This window comes from Geodermatophilus sp. SYSU D00879, from assembly GCF_054050375.1.
Window position 1 is genome coordinate 56,661 of the sequence record NZ_JBJGZF010000012.1, and the last position, 16,028, is coordinate 72,688.

The 16,028-nt window shown below is 75.3% G+C and carries 15 protein-coding genes and 1 tRNA gene; 10 read left to right on the plus strand and 6 right to left on the minus strand.

Features of this window, described 5'->3' with window-relative positions:
- Nucleotides 1–46 precede the first annotated feature (46 nt).
- From ACI79B_RS15895 to ACI79B_RS15910, 4 genes are read right to left on the minus strand one after another with little or no spacing between them, the layout of a single operon-like run.
- Nucleotides 47–1,132, minus strand: a complete 1,086-nt coding sequence (locus tag ACI79B_RS15895) for a hypothetical protein (RefSeq protein ID WP_456927754.1) — start codon at nucleotides 1,130–1,132, stop codon at nucleotides 47–49.
- Nucleotides 1,129–1,809 carry an RNA polymerase sigma factor gene (locus ACI79B_RS15900; RefSeq protein ID WP_456927753.1) on the minus strand — a complete coding sequence of 227 codons (681 nt, stop codon included), beginning with the start codon at nucleotides 1,807–1,809 and terminating at the stop codon, nucleotides 1,129–1,131. Before ACI79B_RS15900 ends, ACI79B_RS15895 begins: the two co-directional genes overlap by 4 nt.
- A 31-nt stretch (nucleotides 1,810–1,840) precedes the next feature.
- Nucleotides 1,841–2,314 carry a GNAT family N-acetyltransferase gene (locus ACI79B_RS15905; protein ID WP_456927752.1) on the minus strand — a complete coding sequence of 158 codons (474 nt, stop codon included), beginning with the start codon at nucleotides 2,312–2,314 and terminating at the stop codon, nucleotides 1,841–1,843.
- Entirely contained in the window at nucleotides 2,311–2,898 is a 588-nt protein-coding gene (locus tag ACI79B_RS15910) for a TetR/AcrR family transcriptional regulator (RefSeq protein ID WP_456927751.1), read from the minus strand. Before ACI79B_RS15910 ends, ACI79B_RS15905 begins: the two co-directional genes overlap by 4 nt.
- 95 nt (nucleotides 2,899–2,993) lie before the next feature.
- Between ACI79B_RS15910 and ACI79B_RS15915 the strand changes: the two genes are divergently transcribed.
- From ACI79B_RS15915 to ACI79B_RS15925, 3 genes are all read left to right on the plus strand, one after another.
- A complete protein-coding gene (locus ACI79B_RS15915) occupies nucleotides 2,994–4,157 on the plus strand; it encodes an acyl-CoA dehydrogenase family protein (RefSeq protein ID WP_456927750.1) in 1,164 nt (387 codons plus the stop codon).
- A 96-nt stretch (nucleotides 4,158–4,253) separates the two neighbouring features.
- Nucleotides 4,254–4,691: a DUF1707 SHOCT-like domain-containing protein gene (locus tag ACI79B_RS15920; RefSeq protein WP_456927749.1), complete on the plus strand. Its 438-nt coding sequence runs from the start codon at nucleotides 4,254–4,256 to the stop codon at nucleotides 4,689–4,691.
- A gap of 72 nt (nucleotides 4,692–4,763) precedes the next feature.
- Entirely contained in the window at nucleotides 4,764–5,159 is a 396-nt protein-coding gene (locus ACI79B_RS15925; protein WP_456927748.1) for a nuclear transport factor 2 family protein, read from the plus strand.
- Between the two features lie 282 nt (nucleotides 5,160–5,441).
- Here ACI79B_RS15925 and ACI79B_RS15930 read toward each other — a convergent pair whose 3' ends face one another.
- Nucleotides 5,442–7,016, minus strand: a complete 1,575-nt coding sequence (locus tag ACI79B_RS15930) for a CYTH and CHAD domain-containing protein (RefSeq protein ID WP_456927747.1) — start codon at nucleotides 7,014–7,016, stop codon at nucleotides 5,442–5,444.
- 426 nt (nucleotides 7,017–7,442) lie between these two features.
- On the opposite strand from ACI79B_RS15930, the gene ACI79B_RS15935 reads away from it, so the two are divergent.
- Nucleotides 7,443–7,739 carry an STAS domain-containing protein gene (locus ACI79B_RS15935; RefSeq protein ID WP_456927746.1) on the plus strand — a complete coding sequence of 99 codons (297 nt, stop codon included), beginning with the start codon at nucleotides 7,443–7,445 and terminating at the stop codon, nucleotides 7,737–7,739.
- Nucleotides 7,740–8,246: 507 nt separating this feature from the next.
- Here ACI79B_RS15935 and ACI79B_RS15940 read toward each other — a convergent pair.
- Nucleotides 8,247–8,332, minus strand: a tRNA-Leu gene (locus ACI79B_RS15940).
- 177 nt (nucleotides 8,333–8,509) lie between these two features.
- Here ACI79B_RS15940 and ACI79B_RS15945 point away from each other — a divergent pair.
- From ACI79B_RS15945 to ACI79B_RS15970, 6 genes are all read left to right on the plus strand, one after another.
- Entirely contained in the window at nucleotides 8,510–9,331 is an 822-nt protein-coding gene (locus tag ACI79B_RS15945) for an FhaA domain-containing protein (RefSeq protein ID WP_456927745.1), read from the plus strand.
- 13 nt (nucleotides 9,332–9,344) lie between these two features.
- The gene (locus tag ACI79B_RS15950) at nucleotides 9,345–9,806 is read left to right on the plus strand and encodes an FHA domain-containing protein FhaB/FipA (RefSeq protein ID WP_387988658.1); all 462 of its coding nucleotides are present in this window, start codon (nucleotides 9,345–9,347) and stop codon (nucleotides 9,804–9,806) included.
- Between the two features lie 67 nt (nucleotides 9,807–9,873).
- The gene (locus ACI79B_RS15955) at nucleotides 9,874–11,295 is read left to right on the plus strand and encodes a PP2C family protein-serine/threonine phosphatase (protein ID WP_456927744.1); all 1,422 of its coding nucleotides are present in this window, start codon (nucleotides 9,874–9,876) and stop codon (nucleotides 11,293–11,295) included.
- Entirely contained in the window at nucleotides 11,295–12,707 is a 1,413-nt protein-coding gene (locus tag ACI79B_RS15960; protein WP_456927743.1) for an FtsW/RodA/SpoVE family cell cycle protein, read from the plus strand. Before ACI79B_RS15955 ends, ACI79B_RS15960 begins: the two co-directional genes overlap by 1 nt.
- Nucleotides 12,704–14,146, plus strand: a complete 1,443-nt coding sequence (locus ACI79B_RS15965) for a peptidoglycan D,D-transpeptidase FtsI family protein (RefSeq protein ID WP_456927742.1) — start codon at nucleotides 12,704–12,706, stop codon at nucleotides 14,144–14,146. The genes ACI79B_RS15960 and ACI79B_RS15965 overlap by 4 nt, the downstream gene beginning before the upstream one ends.
- Entirely contained in the window at nucleotides 14,146–15,975 is a 1,830-nt protein-coding gene (locus tag ACI79B_RS15970; RefSeq protein ID WP_456927741.1) for a protein kinase domain-containing protein, read from the plus strand. Before ACI79B_RS15965 ends, ACI79B_RS15970 begins: the two co-directional genes overlap by 1 nt.
- The last annotated feature ends 53 nt before the right edge of the window (nucleotides 15,976–16,028 follow it).

The window sequence follows — 16,028 nt, forward strand, 5'->3', positions numbered from 1 at the left end:
CACGGCCGCCCGCTGCGAGCGGACGGCCGTGCCGGGCTGCGCGCCGTCAGGGCGCTGCGGTCACCTGCTCACCGATCTGCAGCACCTGCTCGCGGGTCAACACCTGCGGGGCGAGCAGGCGGAAGAACCGGCCGTCCGGGAGCTGCCCGATCAGCGTCCAGAACGGCGGCTGCCCCACGTCGCCGGTCAGCAGCGCCAGCCGGCCGTCGCGGCCCTGCACGGTCACCGGCTCCGTCGGGGCGGCCGTCGGCATCCCCTCGAGGAGCTCGTCGATCGTCCCGGTGTACTGGGCGCCCACCGCGCTGAGCCGCAGTGCCAGCACGGGGGCGGCGTCACTCACCAGGTCGAGGCTGCGGCTCTCCTCGTAGCCGCCCACGGACCAACCGGCCGGCGCCAGGCCGAACTGGAGTCCCACCGGCACGGGCCGGTCCACGATCGACTCCCCCATCGCGACCAGGGCCTCGACCTCCGCCGGGGCACCCTCCCCCGCGAGCCAGACCCACTGCCCGTCCGGCCGCTCCCACAGCAGGCTGACCGTGCCGTCCTCCCGCCAGACGGCGGCCTCGGCACCGTCGACCGTCGCCGTCCCGGTCGGCTCCCCCTCCGGCCAGAAGCCGTAGTCCTCGGAGGAGCGGGGGTCCTCGGGACAGAGCGTGAGCACCACCTGGCCGGCACCGGAGGGCCCGGGTGCGCCGGTCACCGGGTCGACGGGCAGATAGGCCGCCACGTACCAGGGCGGTGTCTCGCCGTACTGCGGCATGCCGCCGCGTCGGCTGTACAGCGGCGTCAAGCCCTCCGGCGGCGCCTCGACGGAGACGGGGAAGGCCACCGCCTCGGCCGCCACCAGCGCCAGCGCGCCGGGAGCGGCCGGCGCGCTCGACGACGGGACGGACGGCGACCCTGGATCCTGCGGCGAGCCGGCGACGGCGGCCGTCGTCCAGGCGGCGGCGACGGCGACCAGCGCGGTGCCGACGCGCAGCGACACCCGCCGCCCGGGCAGCCGCGGTCGCCACCGGCGGGGCCCCGCGGCCTCGATCTCCTCCAGCAGGGCGGCGCGGGCGGCGGCGCGCGCGGCGGGCGTCAGCTCCGGCGCCTCGGGCCCCGCCTCGCGGAGCAGGGTCGTCTCGTTCATCGGGTCTCCTCCGACAGCAGGTCGGACAGCGTCGGCGCCTCGAGCACGGCGCGGGTCTGGCGGCGGGCGCGGTGCAGGCGCGAGCGGACGGTGCCCACGGGGACGTCGAGCACCGCGGCGACCTCCTCGTAGGACAGGTCACCCCAGGCGACGAGCAGCAGGACGTCTCGGTCGGGGGCCTTGAGGCCGGCGAGCGCGGCGGCCAGCGAGCCGCGCAGCGCCTCCGCGTCGAGCCGGTCGTGCGGGTCGTCGTCGGGGCGGGCGTCCGGCTCGGCCGCCGCCCGGGCCAGTGCCCGGTAACGGCGCCGCTCGGCCCGGGCGGCGCCGTGCACCAGGTTGGTGGCGATGCCGATCAGCCAGGGCCGCACGTCCAGGCGCTCCGGCCGGTAGTCGGCGCGGCGGCGGAAGGCGACGAGGAACGTCTCGCTGAGCAGGTCGTCGGCCAGCTCACCGACCCGCCGACCCAGGTAGCGGTGCACCGCGGCGGCGTGCCGGTCGAACAGCGTCGCGAACAGCTCCGGCTCGGCGAGCGACCCGGCGAGCACCTCGGCGTCGGTCGGCAGCGACGACGGCAGCGCGTGCAGCGGGACGGCGTCCGGCGGCGGGCCGGCCGGCCGGTGCACGGCGAGGGCGGTGAGGACCGGTGGTGAGCCGGACGCGGGCGGTGAGGCGGTCACACCCCTCCATGTCCGGTGCGCCGGATCGGGTTCACGCGCGGCCGGCCAGGTCCCGTTCGTAGTACAGCGAGCACCCGGCGTCCGGGGCGTCCACGTAGGCGCCGAACGCGGGGATCGGACGGTAGCCCGCCCCCTCGTACAGCGCGATCGCCTCGGGCTGGCGCGGGCCGGTCTCCAGCCGCAGCGTCGTCCAGCCGCGCTCGCGGGCCGCGGCCTCCAGGCCGGCGAGCACGACCTTGGACACGCCCCGCCCGCGGGCCTCCGGCGCCACGTACATGCGCTTGACCTCGGCCACGTCGTCGGCCAGGGCGCGCAGGGCGCCGCAGCCGACCGCCGTCCCGGCGGGGTCCCGCGCGACCAGGACGACGCTGACGTCCGCGGCCGACGGCGGCGTCCCCGGCTCGCTGTCGCCGTCGTAGCGGGCCCGCAGCTCCGCCTGCTGCGCGGTGGTCAGCCGCCGCACCTCGTCGTCGTCCCAGGCGGCGGGCTCGAGCACGACCCTCACCGGCTGATCCCGTGCAGCAGCAGGGCGGCGAGCTCGCGGTAGGCGGCGGCGTCGTCCAGGCCGGTGGCGCGGGCGGTGTCGCCGCGGCCGATGCGCGACATCAACGTGGTGACGGTGTCGGCCACCAGCGCCGGGTGCACCTCGCGGAACCGGCCGGCCGCGACGCCGTCGGCGATCATCGCGGTCACCCGCTCGGCGGCGACGGCGGTGTTGTGCTCGTACACCGCTCGCCCCGGCGGGAACGCCTCCAGGTCACGGTGGAACGCCCGCGATGCCGGGGTCAGCTCCTCCGCCACGGCCTCCAGGTACGCGGTGACCCGCCGCGCCGGGTCGGTCTCCCCGGCGGTCCGCGCCTCGACGGCGGCGGTCGCCCGGCGGAAGAAGTGCCGCACCACCCGGACGGCGAGCTGCTCCTTGCTGTCGGCCAGTGCGTACAGCGTCGTCTTGGAGCAGTGCAGCCGGACGGCGAGGTCCTCGAGGGTGAACCCGGCGAAGCCCTCGGCGAGGAACACCTCCGTGAGCTGGTCGAGCAGCTGCGCCTGGCGCGCGGTCAGCCGCCGCTCGCCGGTCTCCGTCGTCGTCACGGCACCTCCTCGGCCGGACAGCATGCCCCTGGACGACGGACGATACTGCCGTACCGTTGTCGGTACTGCTGCTGATCCGCAACGAGGGGGACCCCGTGGCCGTCGACCGTGAGCTGCCCACCCAGGAGGCCGCCGACCTCATCGCGCTCACCCGCGAGATCGCCGACGCCGAGCTGGCGCCGAAGGCGGCCGCGTACGAGCGCGAGGAGCGCTTCCCGCGGGAGGTGTTCGCCCTGCTCGGGGAGACGGGGCTGCTCGGTCTGCCCTTCGGCGAGGACGTCGGCGGCGGCGGACAGCCCTACGCGGTCTACCTGCAGGTGGTCGAGGAGCTGGCGATGCGCTGGGCCAGCGTCGCGCTGGGGGTCAGCGTGCACACCCTCGCCTGCGGCCCGGTCGACCGGTTCGGCATCCCACAGCAGCGCGAGGAGTGGCTGCCGGAGATGGTCGGCGGCCGGCTGCTCGGCGCCTACTGCCTCTCCGAGGCGCACGCCGGCTCCGACCCCGCGGCCATGCGCGCCACCGCCAAGGCCACCGAGGACGGCTGGGTGGCCACCGGCGAGAAGGCCTGGGTCACCCACGGCGGGCACGCCGACTTCTACACGACCTTCCTGCGCACCCCCGACGACGGCGACCGCGCCATCTCCTGCTTCCACCTCACCCCCGACCTGCCCGGGCTGTCCGCCGCGCCGCCCGAGCAGAAGATGGGCCTCACCGGCTCCACCACCGCGGCGATCCGGCTCGACGACGTCGCCGTGCCCGGCGACCGGATGGTCGGCGAGCCCGGCCGCGGCCTGGCCATCGCCCTGGGCGCGCTGGACTCCGGCCGCCTGGGCGTCAGCGCGGTCGCCGTCGGGCTGGCCCAGTCCGCGCTCGACGTCGCCGTCGCCTACGCACTCGAGCGGGAGGCGTTCGGCCGGCGCATCGTCGACCACCAGGGCGTGGCGTTCCTGCTGGCCGACATGGCCGCCGCCGTCGAGTCCGCCCGCGCCACCTACCTGGTCGCCGCCCGCCGCAAGGACGCCGGTCAGCCGTACTCGCGGCAGGCCAGCATCGCCAAGCTCGTCGCCACCGACGCCGCCATGAAGGTGACCACCGACGCCGTCCAGGTGCTCGGCGGCGCCGGCTACACCCGTGACCACCCGGCCGAGCGGTACATGCGCGAGGCGAAGGTCATGCAGATCTTCGAGGGCACCAACCAGATCCAGCGGATGGTGATCGGCAAGCACCTGGCCCGGGAGGCCGTGCCCGCGAACGGCTGACCGTGCAGGACGCACGGCCGACTCGTGACGTCTGTCAATGGTGACGGCCACCGCACGGGGAAAGACTCGGGTCACCCGCTGACGAGGAGCCCCGAGATGCCCGAGCCGCACCTGCTCGCCGCCGACGCCGACCGCGCCGCCGTCGTCACCCGCCTCGACGAGTCGCTGGCCGACGGCCGGCTGACCCTGGCCGAGTACGAGGACCGGTCGGCCCGCGCGCACGCCGCCCGGACCTACGGCGAGCTGGCCGACCTGACCACGGACCTGCCCGGCCCGGCCCGCCCGGCACCCCGCCCGGTCGCCGCGGCCGCGTACGGCGGCGCCTGGCACGGCGCGTGGGGGCACGACCTGCGCGCGGCCTGGACGAGCTGGCTGGTGACCGGCGTGATCGTCGTCGGCATCTGGCTGGTGTCGGTGGTGGGCAGCGGCGACCTCGTCTACCCGTGGCCGGTGTGGGTCGTGGGCCCGTGGGGCGTCGTCCTGCTCGCCCGCACCCTCGGCGAGCGGCGTTGCGGACGGCGGCCGGCCGCCTGAACCGGTGCGGGTCCGTCCGGTACCGGCCGGGTAGCCCCCGGAGACCGCAGCCGCGAGCCCCGGAGGACCACCGTGCACACGCTCACCGAGCGCTTCACCGACGCCCTGCACCACCTCGACGCCGAGCGGGACCCGCAGCCGCTGGTCGACCTCACCGGCGACGACGCCGAGCTGATGAAGCTCAACCAGGACCACGCGGCGCGCGGCCGCGACGGCGCCCGCCGGTTCTGGGAGGACTACCGCAACGTCTTCGGCGACCTGGAGACGACGTTCACCTCGAGCACCGTCGGGGAGAGGACGGCCGCGCTGGAGTGGGAGTCGCGCGGCACGCTGCGCAACGGGAAGCCGTTCAGCTACCGCGGCGTCACCGTGCTCGAGGGCGACGGGTCCGACGACGGCCTGCTCACCGGCGTCCGCACCTACTACGACTCCGCCGCCTTCCTGCAGGAGACCGCCGGCACCGCCTGAGCACCACCGGAGCGCCGCTCACCCCTCGCCGACCGCGCACTCCGTGCAGTCGGCGAGGGTGGCGTCCCAGCCGGCGTGGACCTGTGCGAGCTCGACGTCGCTGCGCTGTCCCTCGAGGACCGGGTGGGTGAACGTCACCGAGGCCTGTCGTAGCGGGCGGGCGACCGGTGGAGCAGTCGCCTCCGGCACGACCGCTGCATCGGCCCGGATCCGGTCCGTCGTGCGCGAGGTCCGGCCTGCCGGGCCCGACCGCCGGGTAGCAGCGACCGGAGCGACGAGCAGTCATCGCAGCCAGCGGTGCAGGGACTTGCGGCCGGCCGCCTTCCAGGCGTCGTCGAAGTGCTGCTGGGACTGCGCCGATCGCGCCTCCTCGAGTGCGTGCAGGCGCCCGTAGAGGAAGGCGGTGCTGGTGCTGGAGGTGTGCACGGCCAGGTCGCGCAGCCGTTCCCGGGTGAGGACGGAGTCCTGGTGCTCCCCCAGCGCCTCCTGCACCGCCTCCATCGCCCGCGCGAACGCGGTGGCGTCGGCACCGAAGACCCGGCTGACCGACTCACCGGCGTAGCGGGCGGCCTTCGCGGCCTTGCGGGCGTGGTGCAGCAGCTCCTCCCGCTCGGCGCCGGCGGGCCGGGCGGATGCGTCCTCGACGAGGCGGCGGACTCCGGTGTAGCTGCGGGCCACCAGGCGCGGCAGCGCCTTCCCGGCGCGCGCTCCGGCGCGCGCGGTGAACGGCGGGCAGGCGACCAGGTCGTCGAGGTCGGTCAGGAGGCGGTGGTAGCGATCGCCGTCCAGCTCTGCGAGCACCCGGTCGTGGGCGCTGCGGTAGGCGCGGCCCAGCGGCGCTCCGGCGTCCTCGGCGACCGGGCCGGGTGCGCCGAGCGGGTTCTCCGCCTCGATCGCCGAGCGCACGCGGTCGCGCATCACCTCGGCGTCCCGGGCCGCGCCCAGCTCTCCGGCCAGCCACTTGAGCTCCCCGCGCAGCGGGCGGGCCACGTCGCCGGCGAACAGCGGCTTGAACGTGGCCAGGGCGCTGCGCAACCGCCGGGCGGCCACGCGCATCTTGTGCACGGCGTCGGGGGCGTCCAGGCGCACCGGCAGGTCCTGCGCGCGCACCCGCTCCACCTGCTCGCGGACGTAGGCGAGGACCACCTCCCCGGCGGCCGACGAGGTCGTGAGCTCCGCCGCCTCCCGCTCGGCCGGCCGGAGGCGCGCGTCCCCGTCGAGCACGTGCACGAGCGCCGAGGAGCTCGCGGCGTCGCGCAGGCCCTTCGCCCGCAGGCGGCTGTCCACGGCGTCGAGGAGCTCGGTCCCGCCGCCGACGAGTTGCACCTCGATCTCCCGCCAGGACGTCGCGGCGTCGGCCGCGTCCCCGCTGCCGTCGGTCGGCCGCAGTCTGCGGGCGCTGACGCGGTCGTCGGCGATCTCCGCCAGCGCCTGGCCGGTCGCATCGACCAGCCGGTGCACCGTCCGGTCGGTGACGATCTCGGCGACCGGCTGCAGCGGGGCACCCCTGCTGTGGGCCCAGACCATGTTCTGCACCTCTTCGGGCACGGTCTGGGTGGCGCGGCCCAGCGGCAGGCGCACCGCCGGGCGCGCCCCCGTCCCTGCCGGGACCTTGAGATGCCATCCGACGTCGTCGCCGCCCGTGCGCCGGCGCAGGGTCAACCCCGCCGTCGCCAGACGGAGGTCCGCGGTGTCGAACTGGACCGCCTTCAGCCGCCGGGTCTCCGCCTCCCCCTCGGCAACCGGGGCTCCCGGGCCGGCCGGCGCGCTGCGGCCTTCCGCGGATCCGGCCACCAGTTGGGTCAGTGGCGGCAGCTCGAACGACTCGTCCGCGGCGTACTTCCTCTGGATCTCCACGTGAACCGCCTTCTTGATCTCACGTGAACGGCCGGCGTCTCGCAGGTGTACCAGGCCGCAGCGCCGCCGACCCTGTGTTCGATCGCGCGGGATCCCGCAGGTGAGCGCAGCGCGGTCCTCCGCGTCGGGTGAGGCGCACCCCGCCACGGGAGCCCGAGCATGTGGCCGGACGTCCTCGGCCGGCGCGGCCGTCCGACCCGGGAGGGCGAGGAGGCCAGCGTGACGTCAGCGACGCCACCGGCGGACCGGGAGGCGACGCCACAGGCGGACCGGGAGGCGACGCCACCTCCTCGGCCCGCGCCGGATCCGGGCCCAGCGTTGCCGAGGGGGCCGGCAGCGGTCCTCCGACCACGCGAGCGGCAGGAGCCGAGGCGTCCCGCCGGCTCGTCGACGCTCGACGTGCAGCTGGACCTGCAGACCGGTCGCGTGACCGCGATCGGTCGGCTGGACGGCCGCAGCGCACGACTGCTGCGCGAAGCCGTCTCGGTCCTGCTGGGCACCGAGCAGCCGACCCTGACCGTCGACGTGAGCGAGTTGGAGGTCGCCGATCACGCCGCGCTGCGGGCCATCGGGGACGCCTACCGCCGAGCGATGCGGCAGGGCCGGCGGATCACCGTGCACGGCGCGTCACCACAGCTGCGCAGCGCGCTGACCCGGCTGCACCTGAGTTCCCACCTCCTCCACGACGACGCGCCCACCACGGACGAGAGGCTGACTCCGTGAGGGCTTCCGGCGTCCCTGACCGGGCGGCTGGACCCGGCCGGTGTGCCGTGTCCCGACCGGGGATGGGCTGCACGTTGCAGGCGGCGCGCCGGTCAGCTGCTGGAGCGGGTCGGCCGCGGCGAACAGGTGCAGCTCGGCGGTGTCGACGACGACCCCGGCGAGGGACCTGGTCGCCGGGGCGGACGTCGAGGGTGCCCAGGACGGCCGGCGGCAGGGTGAGGCGCCGCTGAGCGTCGACGGGCCCGGGGTGAGCAGGGGGCTGTCGGCGGCGGCGCGGACGACGGTGTGCCCGTTCGCGCGGGCGGCGACGAGGGAGGTGTCCGGCGTCCAGCCCAGCGCAGACAGCGCCTTGCCGAGGAGCGGTTCCGCAGAGGCGTCGGCCCCCACGGTGCGGCCGGCGGCCGGCCCGGAGGGAGCCAGGGTGTCGACGCCGGGGTAGCGCGCCTTGATCCCGGCGACGCGGGCGGCCTCGGCCGCCTGGAAGTCCTGGGGGGATCCCCCAGGATCTGGTGGGCAAGGGGGGAGTTGAACCCCCACGTCCTTCCGGACACACGGACCTGAACCGTGCGCGTCTGCCATTCCGCCACTTGCCCTGGCGAGGAGAGACAGTAGCAGCCCACCGGCGGGACCCGGCGGAGGGGTCCCGCCCCCCGGGCCCGGCGGCGCCGGCCGGACCCGGGGGTGTCACGCGTTCCTGGCCGGTCGCGACGCAACCACCCGGCTACGATCAGTCGAGGATCACCTGTACGGGCGAGCGTGGAGGAGCGACTGTGGGCGTGCTGCAGCGCTTCGAGCGACGGCTCGAGGGGATGGTCGGCTTCGCCTTCGCCCGGATCTTCAAGGGGAAGGTCCACCCCGCCGAGATCGCCAAGGCCCTGCAGCGGGAGGCCGACGAGCAGAAGTCGGTCATGGGCGAGGGCCGCGTGCTCGCGCCCAACGTCTACGACGTCCGCCTGGGCCCCGCCGACTACGACAACCTCGCCGAGTGGTCCGGTCAGCTGGCCTCCGAGCTCGCCGACATGGTCTCCGAGCACATCGACGACGAGGGCTGGCAGGTCTTCGGCGAGGTCCAGGTCCGCCTCGAGCGCGACGACGCCCTGCCGACCGGCGTGTTCGAGGTCAGCTCGCACGTCGCCGACCCCGCCCGCCCGGGCTCGCGCGCCGACTCCACCGCCGTCCCGCCGGCGCCCCCGCTGCACGGTTCCGGCGCGCTCCCCCCGCTGCCGCCCCTGCAGGGCCGCACGGCCACCGACACGGGGCGGCAGCACCCCTCGGTGACCGGCCGCGCGGGCACCCGGCCCGGCGTCACCCACGTGCTCGTCGTCGACGGGCCCGGCACCCGGCACGAGCTCAGCACCGGCCGCAACGTCATCGGCCGCGGCACCGACGCCGACATCCGGCTGCCCGACACCGGCGTCAGCCGCAAGCACGCCGACTGCGTCCTGGAGAACGGGACCGCCGTCGTCGAGGACCTCGGGTCGACCAACGGCACGCTGGTCAACGGCCGCCGGGTGAGCCGGCAGGCGCTGTCCGACGGCGACGTCATCCGCATCGGCCACTCGGTGCTGGTCTACCGGCAGGACGGCGCGTGAACGGGAGCCGGCCGTGACCGCCGAGATCGTGCTGCAGGTCTTCCGCTTCGGGTTCCTGCTGCTGCTCTGGCTCTTCATCTTCGCCGCGTTCCGGGTGGTCCGCGCCGACCTGTTCGGCGGCCGGACGGGGCGGGTCGCCTCGGTCCCGCCCCGGGCCGCGGCGACCCCCGCCCGCAAGCGCGGACGCGGCCCCAGGACACTCGTGGTGACCGCCGGTCCGCTGACCGGGACGAAGATCACCCTCGGGGAGCAGCCCATCCTGATCGGACGTGCCGACGACTCGACGCTCGTCCTCACCGACGACTTCGCCAGCTCGCGGCACGCCCGGCTGACCAACCGCAGCGGGCAGTGGTACGTCGAGGACCTCGGGTCGACCAACGGCACCTACCTCGACCAGCAGCGGGTGCAGGGGCCGCTGCTCGTGGCTCCCGGCCAGCCGATCCGCATCGGCCAGACCGCCCTGGAGCTGCGCTGATGGGCACCCTCCACACGAGCACGCAGACGACCACGGGGAGCGGCAGACCAGACGTGAGCAGGTCCCGATGAGCCTCGCGCTGCGCTACGCCGCCCGCTCCGACCGCGGCCTGGTCCGCGGCAACAACCAGGACTCGGTCTACGCCGGGCCCCGGCTGCTGGCCGTGGCCGACGGCATGGGCGGGCACGCCGCGGGCGACGTCGCCAGCAAGGTCGTGATCGCCGCGCTCGAGCACCTCGACGACGACGCGCCCAGCGGCGACATGCTGCAGGCGCTGCGCGAGGCGGTCTTCGACGGCAGCGAGCACCTGCGCGAGGTCATCCGCGAGTCGCCGCAGCTGGAGGGCATGGGCACCACGCTCACCGCCGTCCTGTTCGCCGGCGGCCGGCTGGCGCTGTGCCACGTCGGCGACTCCCGCGCCTACCTGCTGCGCGACGGCGTCCTCACCCAGATCACACACGACGACACGTTCGTGCAGACCCTCATCGACGACGGGCGGATCACGCCCGAGGAGGCCAACCACCACCCGCAGCGCTCGCTGCTGCTGCGGGCGCTCAACGGCCAGGACGTCGACCCCGACCTGTCGATGCGCGAGGCCCGCGCCGGTGACCGCTACCTGCTGTGCTCCGACGGCCTGTCCGGCGTGGTCAGCGAGGAGACGCTGGCCGAGGCGCTCAAGGACCCCGACCCGCAGTCGACCGCCGACCGGCTCGTCGAGCTGGCGCTGCGCAGCGGCGGCCCGGACAACATCACCGTGATCGTCGCCGACGTCGTCGAGGACTCCGGCACGGGCACCTCCATGGAGCCGGTGGTCGACGGCGCGGCCGGGAACAACCGCGGCCAGCGCGAGGTCGACCCCCGCTCGGCGGCCGGCCGGGCGGCGCTCGCCGACCCCCCGCCCTCACCTCCGCCACCACCGACGGACAGCTCCACGGCCGCCGCTCCCCCCGACCGCCGCCGCCCTCGGCGGCGGCTGTTCGTCGCTGTGGGGACGGTTCTGGTCCTGGTGGCCGGCGCGATCGCCACCTGGCTGTGGGTCCTCACCCACTGGTTCGTGGGCGTCGCGGCCGCCGACGGCGGCGAGCGGGTCGCGGTCTACCGCGGCTTCGACACCGCCCTGCTCGGCCTGGACCTCTACCGGGTCGACGACGTCACCGACATCGCGCTCGACGACCTGTCCTCCTACGACCAGAACAGCGTGCGGCAGGGCATCGAGGCCAGCGACGCCGACGACGCGCAGCGCATCGTGGGCGACCTGCACGACGCGACCCTGCCCCCGTGCGACCCCGAACCGTCCACCCCCTCGGACGACGCTCCCCCGTCGGCCGAGGCCTCGCTGTCGCCGCTCCCTGACGGCGCGCTGCCCTCCCCGGACGCCGGGGCCCTGCCCTCCGGGTCGGCGACGGGCAGCAGCACCGAGGCCGCGCCGACGTCGGGCTCCCCGTCGTCGTCGCCCGAGCCGGGGGTGGACTGCCGGGAGGCGGAGTGATGGGCGGCCCCTCGACCGACCCGCGTGCCCCCGCGGCGGGCACGGTCCCGCCCCGGCGGCGCAACACCGAGCTCGCGCTGCTCGGGTTCGCCGTCCTCATCACCCTCGCGGCGCAGTGCATCGTCGACGTCACGGTCACCGGCTCGCTGCGCGCGGACCTGCTGACCTTCGGCGGCTGGTTCACCGCCCTCTGGCTGGTCGTGCACCTCGTCGTCCGCCGGTTCGCGCCGTACGCCGACCCGCTGCTGCTGCCCGCGGTGGCGGTGCTCACCGGCCTCGGGCTGACGATGATCCACCGGCTCGACCTCGCCGGGCTGCAGGACGGCGAGGCCACCCGCGAGGACGCCCCGGTCCAGCTGCTGTGGGCGACCCTGGGCGTGGCGCTGTTCGTCGCCGTCGTGGTCGTGCTGCGCGACCACCGGCTGCTGTCCCGCTTCGCCTACACCCTCGGCCTGGTCGGCCTGGTGCTGCTCGCGCTGCCCGCGGTGCTGCCCGCGTCGGTCTCCGAGGTCTACGGCGCCAAGATCTGGATCCGGGTCGCGGGCTTCAGCATCCAGCCCGGCGAGTTCGCCAAGATCTGCCTGATCGTCTTCTTCGCCGCCTACCTGGTCGACAAGCGCGACGTGCTGGCGCTGGCCAGCCGCCGGGTGATGGGTCTGGAGCTGCCGCGCGGCCGCGACCTCGGCCCGGTGCTGGTCGTCTGGGTCGTGTCGATCCTCGTGCTCGTCTTCGAGCGCGACCTGGGCAGCTCGCTGCTGCTGTTCGGCATCTTCGTGGTGATGCTCTACGTCGCCACCGAGCGGGCGAGCTGGCTGCTCATCGGCCTGGGCCTGTTCGCCGGCGGCGCGTTCCTCGCCTACCAGCTCTTCGGCCACGTGCGGGTCCGCGTGGACACCTGGCTGGACCCCTTCGCCTACCGCGACGAGGGCGGCTACCAGCTGGTCCAGTCCCTGTTCGGCCTGGGCACCGGCGGGCTGTTCGGCGCCGGGCTCGGCGGCGGCCGCCCTGACCAGGTGCCGGTGGCCAAGAGCGACTTCATCGCCTCGGCGATCGGCGAGGAGCTGGGCCTGTTCGGCCTGGTCGCCGTCATCGTCATCTACCTGGTGCTCGTCGAGCGCGGCCTGCGCACCTCGCTGATCGTGCGCGACGCCTTCGGCAAGCTCCTGGCCGGCGGTCTCGCCTTCGCCGTCGCCTGGCAGCTGTTCGTGGTCCTCGGCGGGGTCACCGGCCTGCTCCCGCTGACCGGCCTGACGACGCCGTTCGTCGCCTACGGCGGGTCCTCGCTGGTGGCCAACTTCGGGCTGGTCGCGATCCTGGTGCGGATCAGCGACGCCGCCCGGCGGCCGGCCACCCCGCCCGCTCCCCCCAAGGCCGCCTTCGGCGACGCCCCGACCGAGGTGGTGTCCACGTGAACGCGCCGCTGCGCCGGGTGGCGATCAGCGTCCTGGTGCTGTTCACGCTGCTCATCGTCAACGTCAACTACATCCAGGTCGTGCGCTCCGACGAGTTGCGCGAGGACCCTGGCAACACCCGCGTGCTCACCGAGGAGTACTCGCGCGAGCGCGGCTCGATCGTCGTCGACGGCACCGAGGTGGCCCTGTCGGTCCCCACCCAGGACACGCTCGAGTACCTGCGGCAGTACCCGCAGGGGGGCACGTACGCCGCCGTCACCGGCTACTACTCGCTGCTCTACAACAGCGCCCAGATGGAGCGCGCGGCCAACGACGTGCTCACCGGCTCCGACGCCCGGCTGTTCACCCGGCGGCTGGCCGACCTGTTCACCGGCCGCGACCCGGCCGGCGGCGACGTCGTCCTCACCCTGGACGCCGCCGTCCAGGAGGCCGCGATGGCCGGGCTCGACGGCGTGACCGGCGCGGTCGTCGCGCTCGACCCGTCCACCGGCGCGGTGCTCGGCATGGCCAGCACGCCCACCTACGACCCCGGGCAGCTGTCCACCCACGACCCCGCCGCCATCCGGGCCTACGCCGACCAGCTGGACGCGATGGAGACCGACCCGCGGCTGAACCGGGCGACCCAGGACAACTACCCGCCCGGCTCGATCTTCAAGGTGATCGTCTCGGCGGCCGCGCTGGCGACCGGCGAGTACACCTCGGACACCGTCGTCCCCGCCCCCGACCTGCTCACCCTGCCGGACACGTCGACGACGCTGGAGAACTTCAACGGGTCCTCCTGCAGCAGCAGCCAGGAGCAGTCGCTGATCGACGCGCTGACCATCTCCTGCAACACCGCCTTCGCGCAGCTGGGCATCGACCTCGGCGAGGACCGCGTGCGGGAGATGGCCGAGGCGTTCGGGATGACCGGGGACGGCATGGAGATCCCGCTGGAGGTCGCCGGCAGCGCCGTCGGCGACATCGAGAGCGAGGCGGCGCTGGGTCAGAGCTCGATCGGCCAGCGCGACGTCCGGATGACCCCGCTGCAGGCGGCGATGATCGCCGCGGCCGTGGCCAACGACGGGACCCTGATGACCCCCTACCTGGTGGACCAGGTGCGCGCCCCCGACCTCACCGTCATCGACCGGTCGGACCCGGAGGAGTTCTCCCAGCCGGTCACGCCCGAGGTCGCCGACCAGCTCACCGAGATGATGGTCAGCGTCGTGGAGAACGGCAGCGGCCGGCGCGCGCAGGTGCCCGGCGTCGAGGTCGCGGGCAAGACCGGGACGGCGCAGAACGCCGGGCCCGACCACAACTGGTTCATCGGGTTCGCCCCGGCCGACGACCCGCGGATCGCCGTCGCGGTGTTCGTGGCGAACGGCGGGGGTACCGGCGGCGACGTCTCCGCCCCGATCGCGCGCGACGTGATCGAGGCCCACCTCGAGGGTCAGGGGGGCTGATGGCCCTGTCCACCGGCACCATCCTGGCCGGCCGCTACGAGATCACCGAGCCGATCGCCACGGGCGGCATGGGCGAGGTCTGGCGGGCGCGCGACCGCGTCCTGGACCGCGTCGTCGCCGCCAAGGTGCTGCGCAGCGAGTACATGGGCGACCCGAGCTTCGTCGCCCGGTTCCGCAACGAGGCGCGGCACACCGCGGCCCTGTCGCACCCCAACATCGCCTCGGTCTACGACTACGGCGAGACCAGCACCGACGGCGGCAACGGCCAGCTGGCCTTCCTCGTCATGGAGCTGGTCGAGGGCAAGCCGCTGGTGACGATCCTCCACGAGGAGGGGCGGCTGCCGGTCGACTGGACGCTGCACGTCCTCGGCCAGGCCGCCGACGGCCTGTCGGCGGCGCACGCGGCCGGGGTGGTGCACCGCGACATCAAGCCGGGCAACCTCATCGTCCGGCCCGACGGCGTGGTGAAGCTCACCGACTTCGGCATCGCCCGCGCCCGCGACACCACGCCGCTGACCCGCACCGGCATGGTGGTCGGCACCGCGCAGTACCTGTCGCCGGAGCAGGCGCAGGGCATGGAGGTCACCGCCGCCTCCGACGTCTACTCCCTCGGCGTCGTCGGCTACGAGTGCCTCACCGGCGTGCGGCCCTTCGACGGCACCTCGCAGGTGGCCATCGCGCTGGCGCACATCAACCGCCCGCCGCCGCCGCTGCCCGGCGACATCCCGCCGGCGGTGCGGCTCCTCGTCGAGCGCGCGCTGGCCAAGGACCCGGCCGACCGGTTCACCGACGGCGCCGCCTTCGCCGCGGCGATCCGCTCGGTCGCCTCCGGCGGCAGCCCGGCGCCCGGGACGTCGGCCACCGGGACGATGGCCGCCGCGCGGACCGAGGTCATCCCCGAGGTCGACGGCGGCGAGGGCACCCGCGTCCTCGGCGGCCCGCTCACCGGGGCGGCCGCGGGCGCCGCGCTCGGCGCCGCGGCCGCCGGCCCGCGCACCGGGGGCCGGCACGCCGCCGGTGCGCGCACCATGCCCCCGCTGCAGGGCCCGCCCGTCGACGGGGACGAGCACCGGTGGGACGACAGCGCCGCGCCGCGCCGGGGCAGCCGCCGGTGGGTGTGGGCACTGGTCTCCCTGCTGGTGGTCGCCGGGCTGGTCACCGGCGCCTGGCTGCTGCTGGGCGGCGGGGACGACCGCGACGGCACCACCGCCGGTCCCTCCGCGAGCACGTCCTCGGCCAGCGGCTCGGCCAGCGCGACGCAGCAGCTGGTCAACATCCCCGCCGCCTCGCAGTACATCGGCGAGGACGCCGACGACGTGCAGGCCGAGCTGGAGGAGGCCGGCCTCGAGGTGACCCAGGCCGACGCCGACGCCGACCAGCTGGCGGCCGCGGGCGTCGAGCTGAGCGCCGGCGACGTCGCCGCCGTCGACCCCAACGGCATCCCGGTCCCGCGCGGCTCCACCGTCACCCTGTACGTGGCCCGGGAGGACTACACCCCGGAGCAGGAGCCCGAGGACACCGGCGACGACTCCGGCGGCGGCCAGGACGACGGCGGCTCCGGCGACGAGGACACCCCCGCGCCGACCACGACCCGACCGCCGGCGCCGACCACGACGACCGCACCCACGACCACGCCTGCACCTGAGCCGACGACAGAGACTCCGCAAGGCACGACGACGGCACCGGGTCAGTCCGCACCCCCGCCGACGACGGCGCCACCGGCGACCGAGCCGCCCGTCGGCGACGGGACCGAGCCCGGCACCGCGGGCCCTGGGGGCGCCACCTCCCCGGCCGCCGCGAACGTGGCCGCGCAGGAACCGCCGGCGTGACGCCGCTCCCTCGCGCCGCCCGGGACCGGGCGGCGTCGCCCGTTAGGGTGACC

Bases quoted from the DNA above. Each gene is read 5' to 3' on its own strand.
- ACI79B_RS15895 (WP_456927754.1), bottom strand. From the start codon at position 1,132: ATGAACGAGACGACCCTGCTCCGCGAGGCGGGGCCCGAGGCGCCGGAG.
- ACI79B_RS15955 (WP_456927744.1), top strand. From the start codon at position 9,874: ATGAGCCTCGCGCTGCGCTACGCCGCCCGCTCCGACCGCGGCCTGGTC.
- ACI79B_RS15960 (WP_456927743.1), top strand. From the start codon at position 11,295: ATGGGCGGCCCCTCGACCGACCCGCGTGCCCCCGCGGCGGGCACGGTC.
- ACI79B_RS15970 (WP_456927741.1), top strand. From the start codon at position 14,146: ATGGCCCTGTCCACCGGCACCATCCTGGCCGGCCGCTACGAGATCACC.
- ACI79B_RS15920 (WP_456927749.1), top strand. From the start codon at position 4,254: ATGCCCGAGCCGCACCTGCTCGCCGCCGACGCCGACCGCGCCGCCGTC.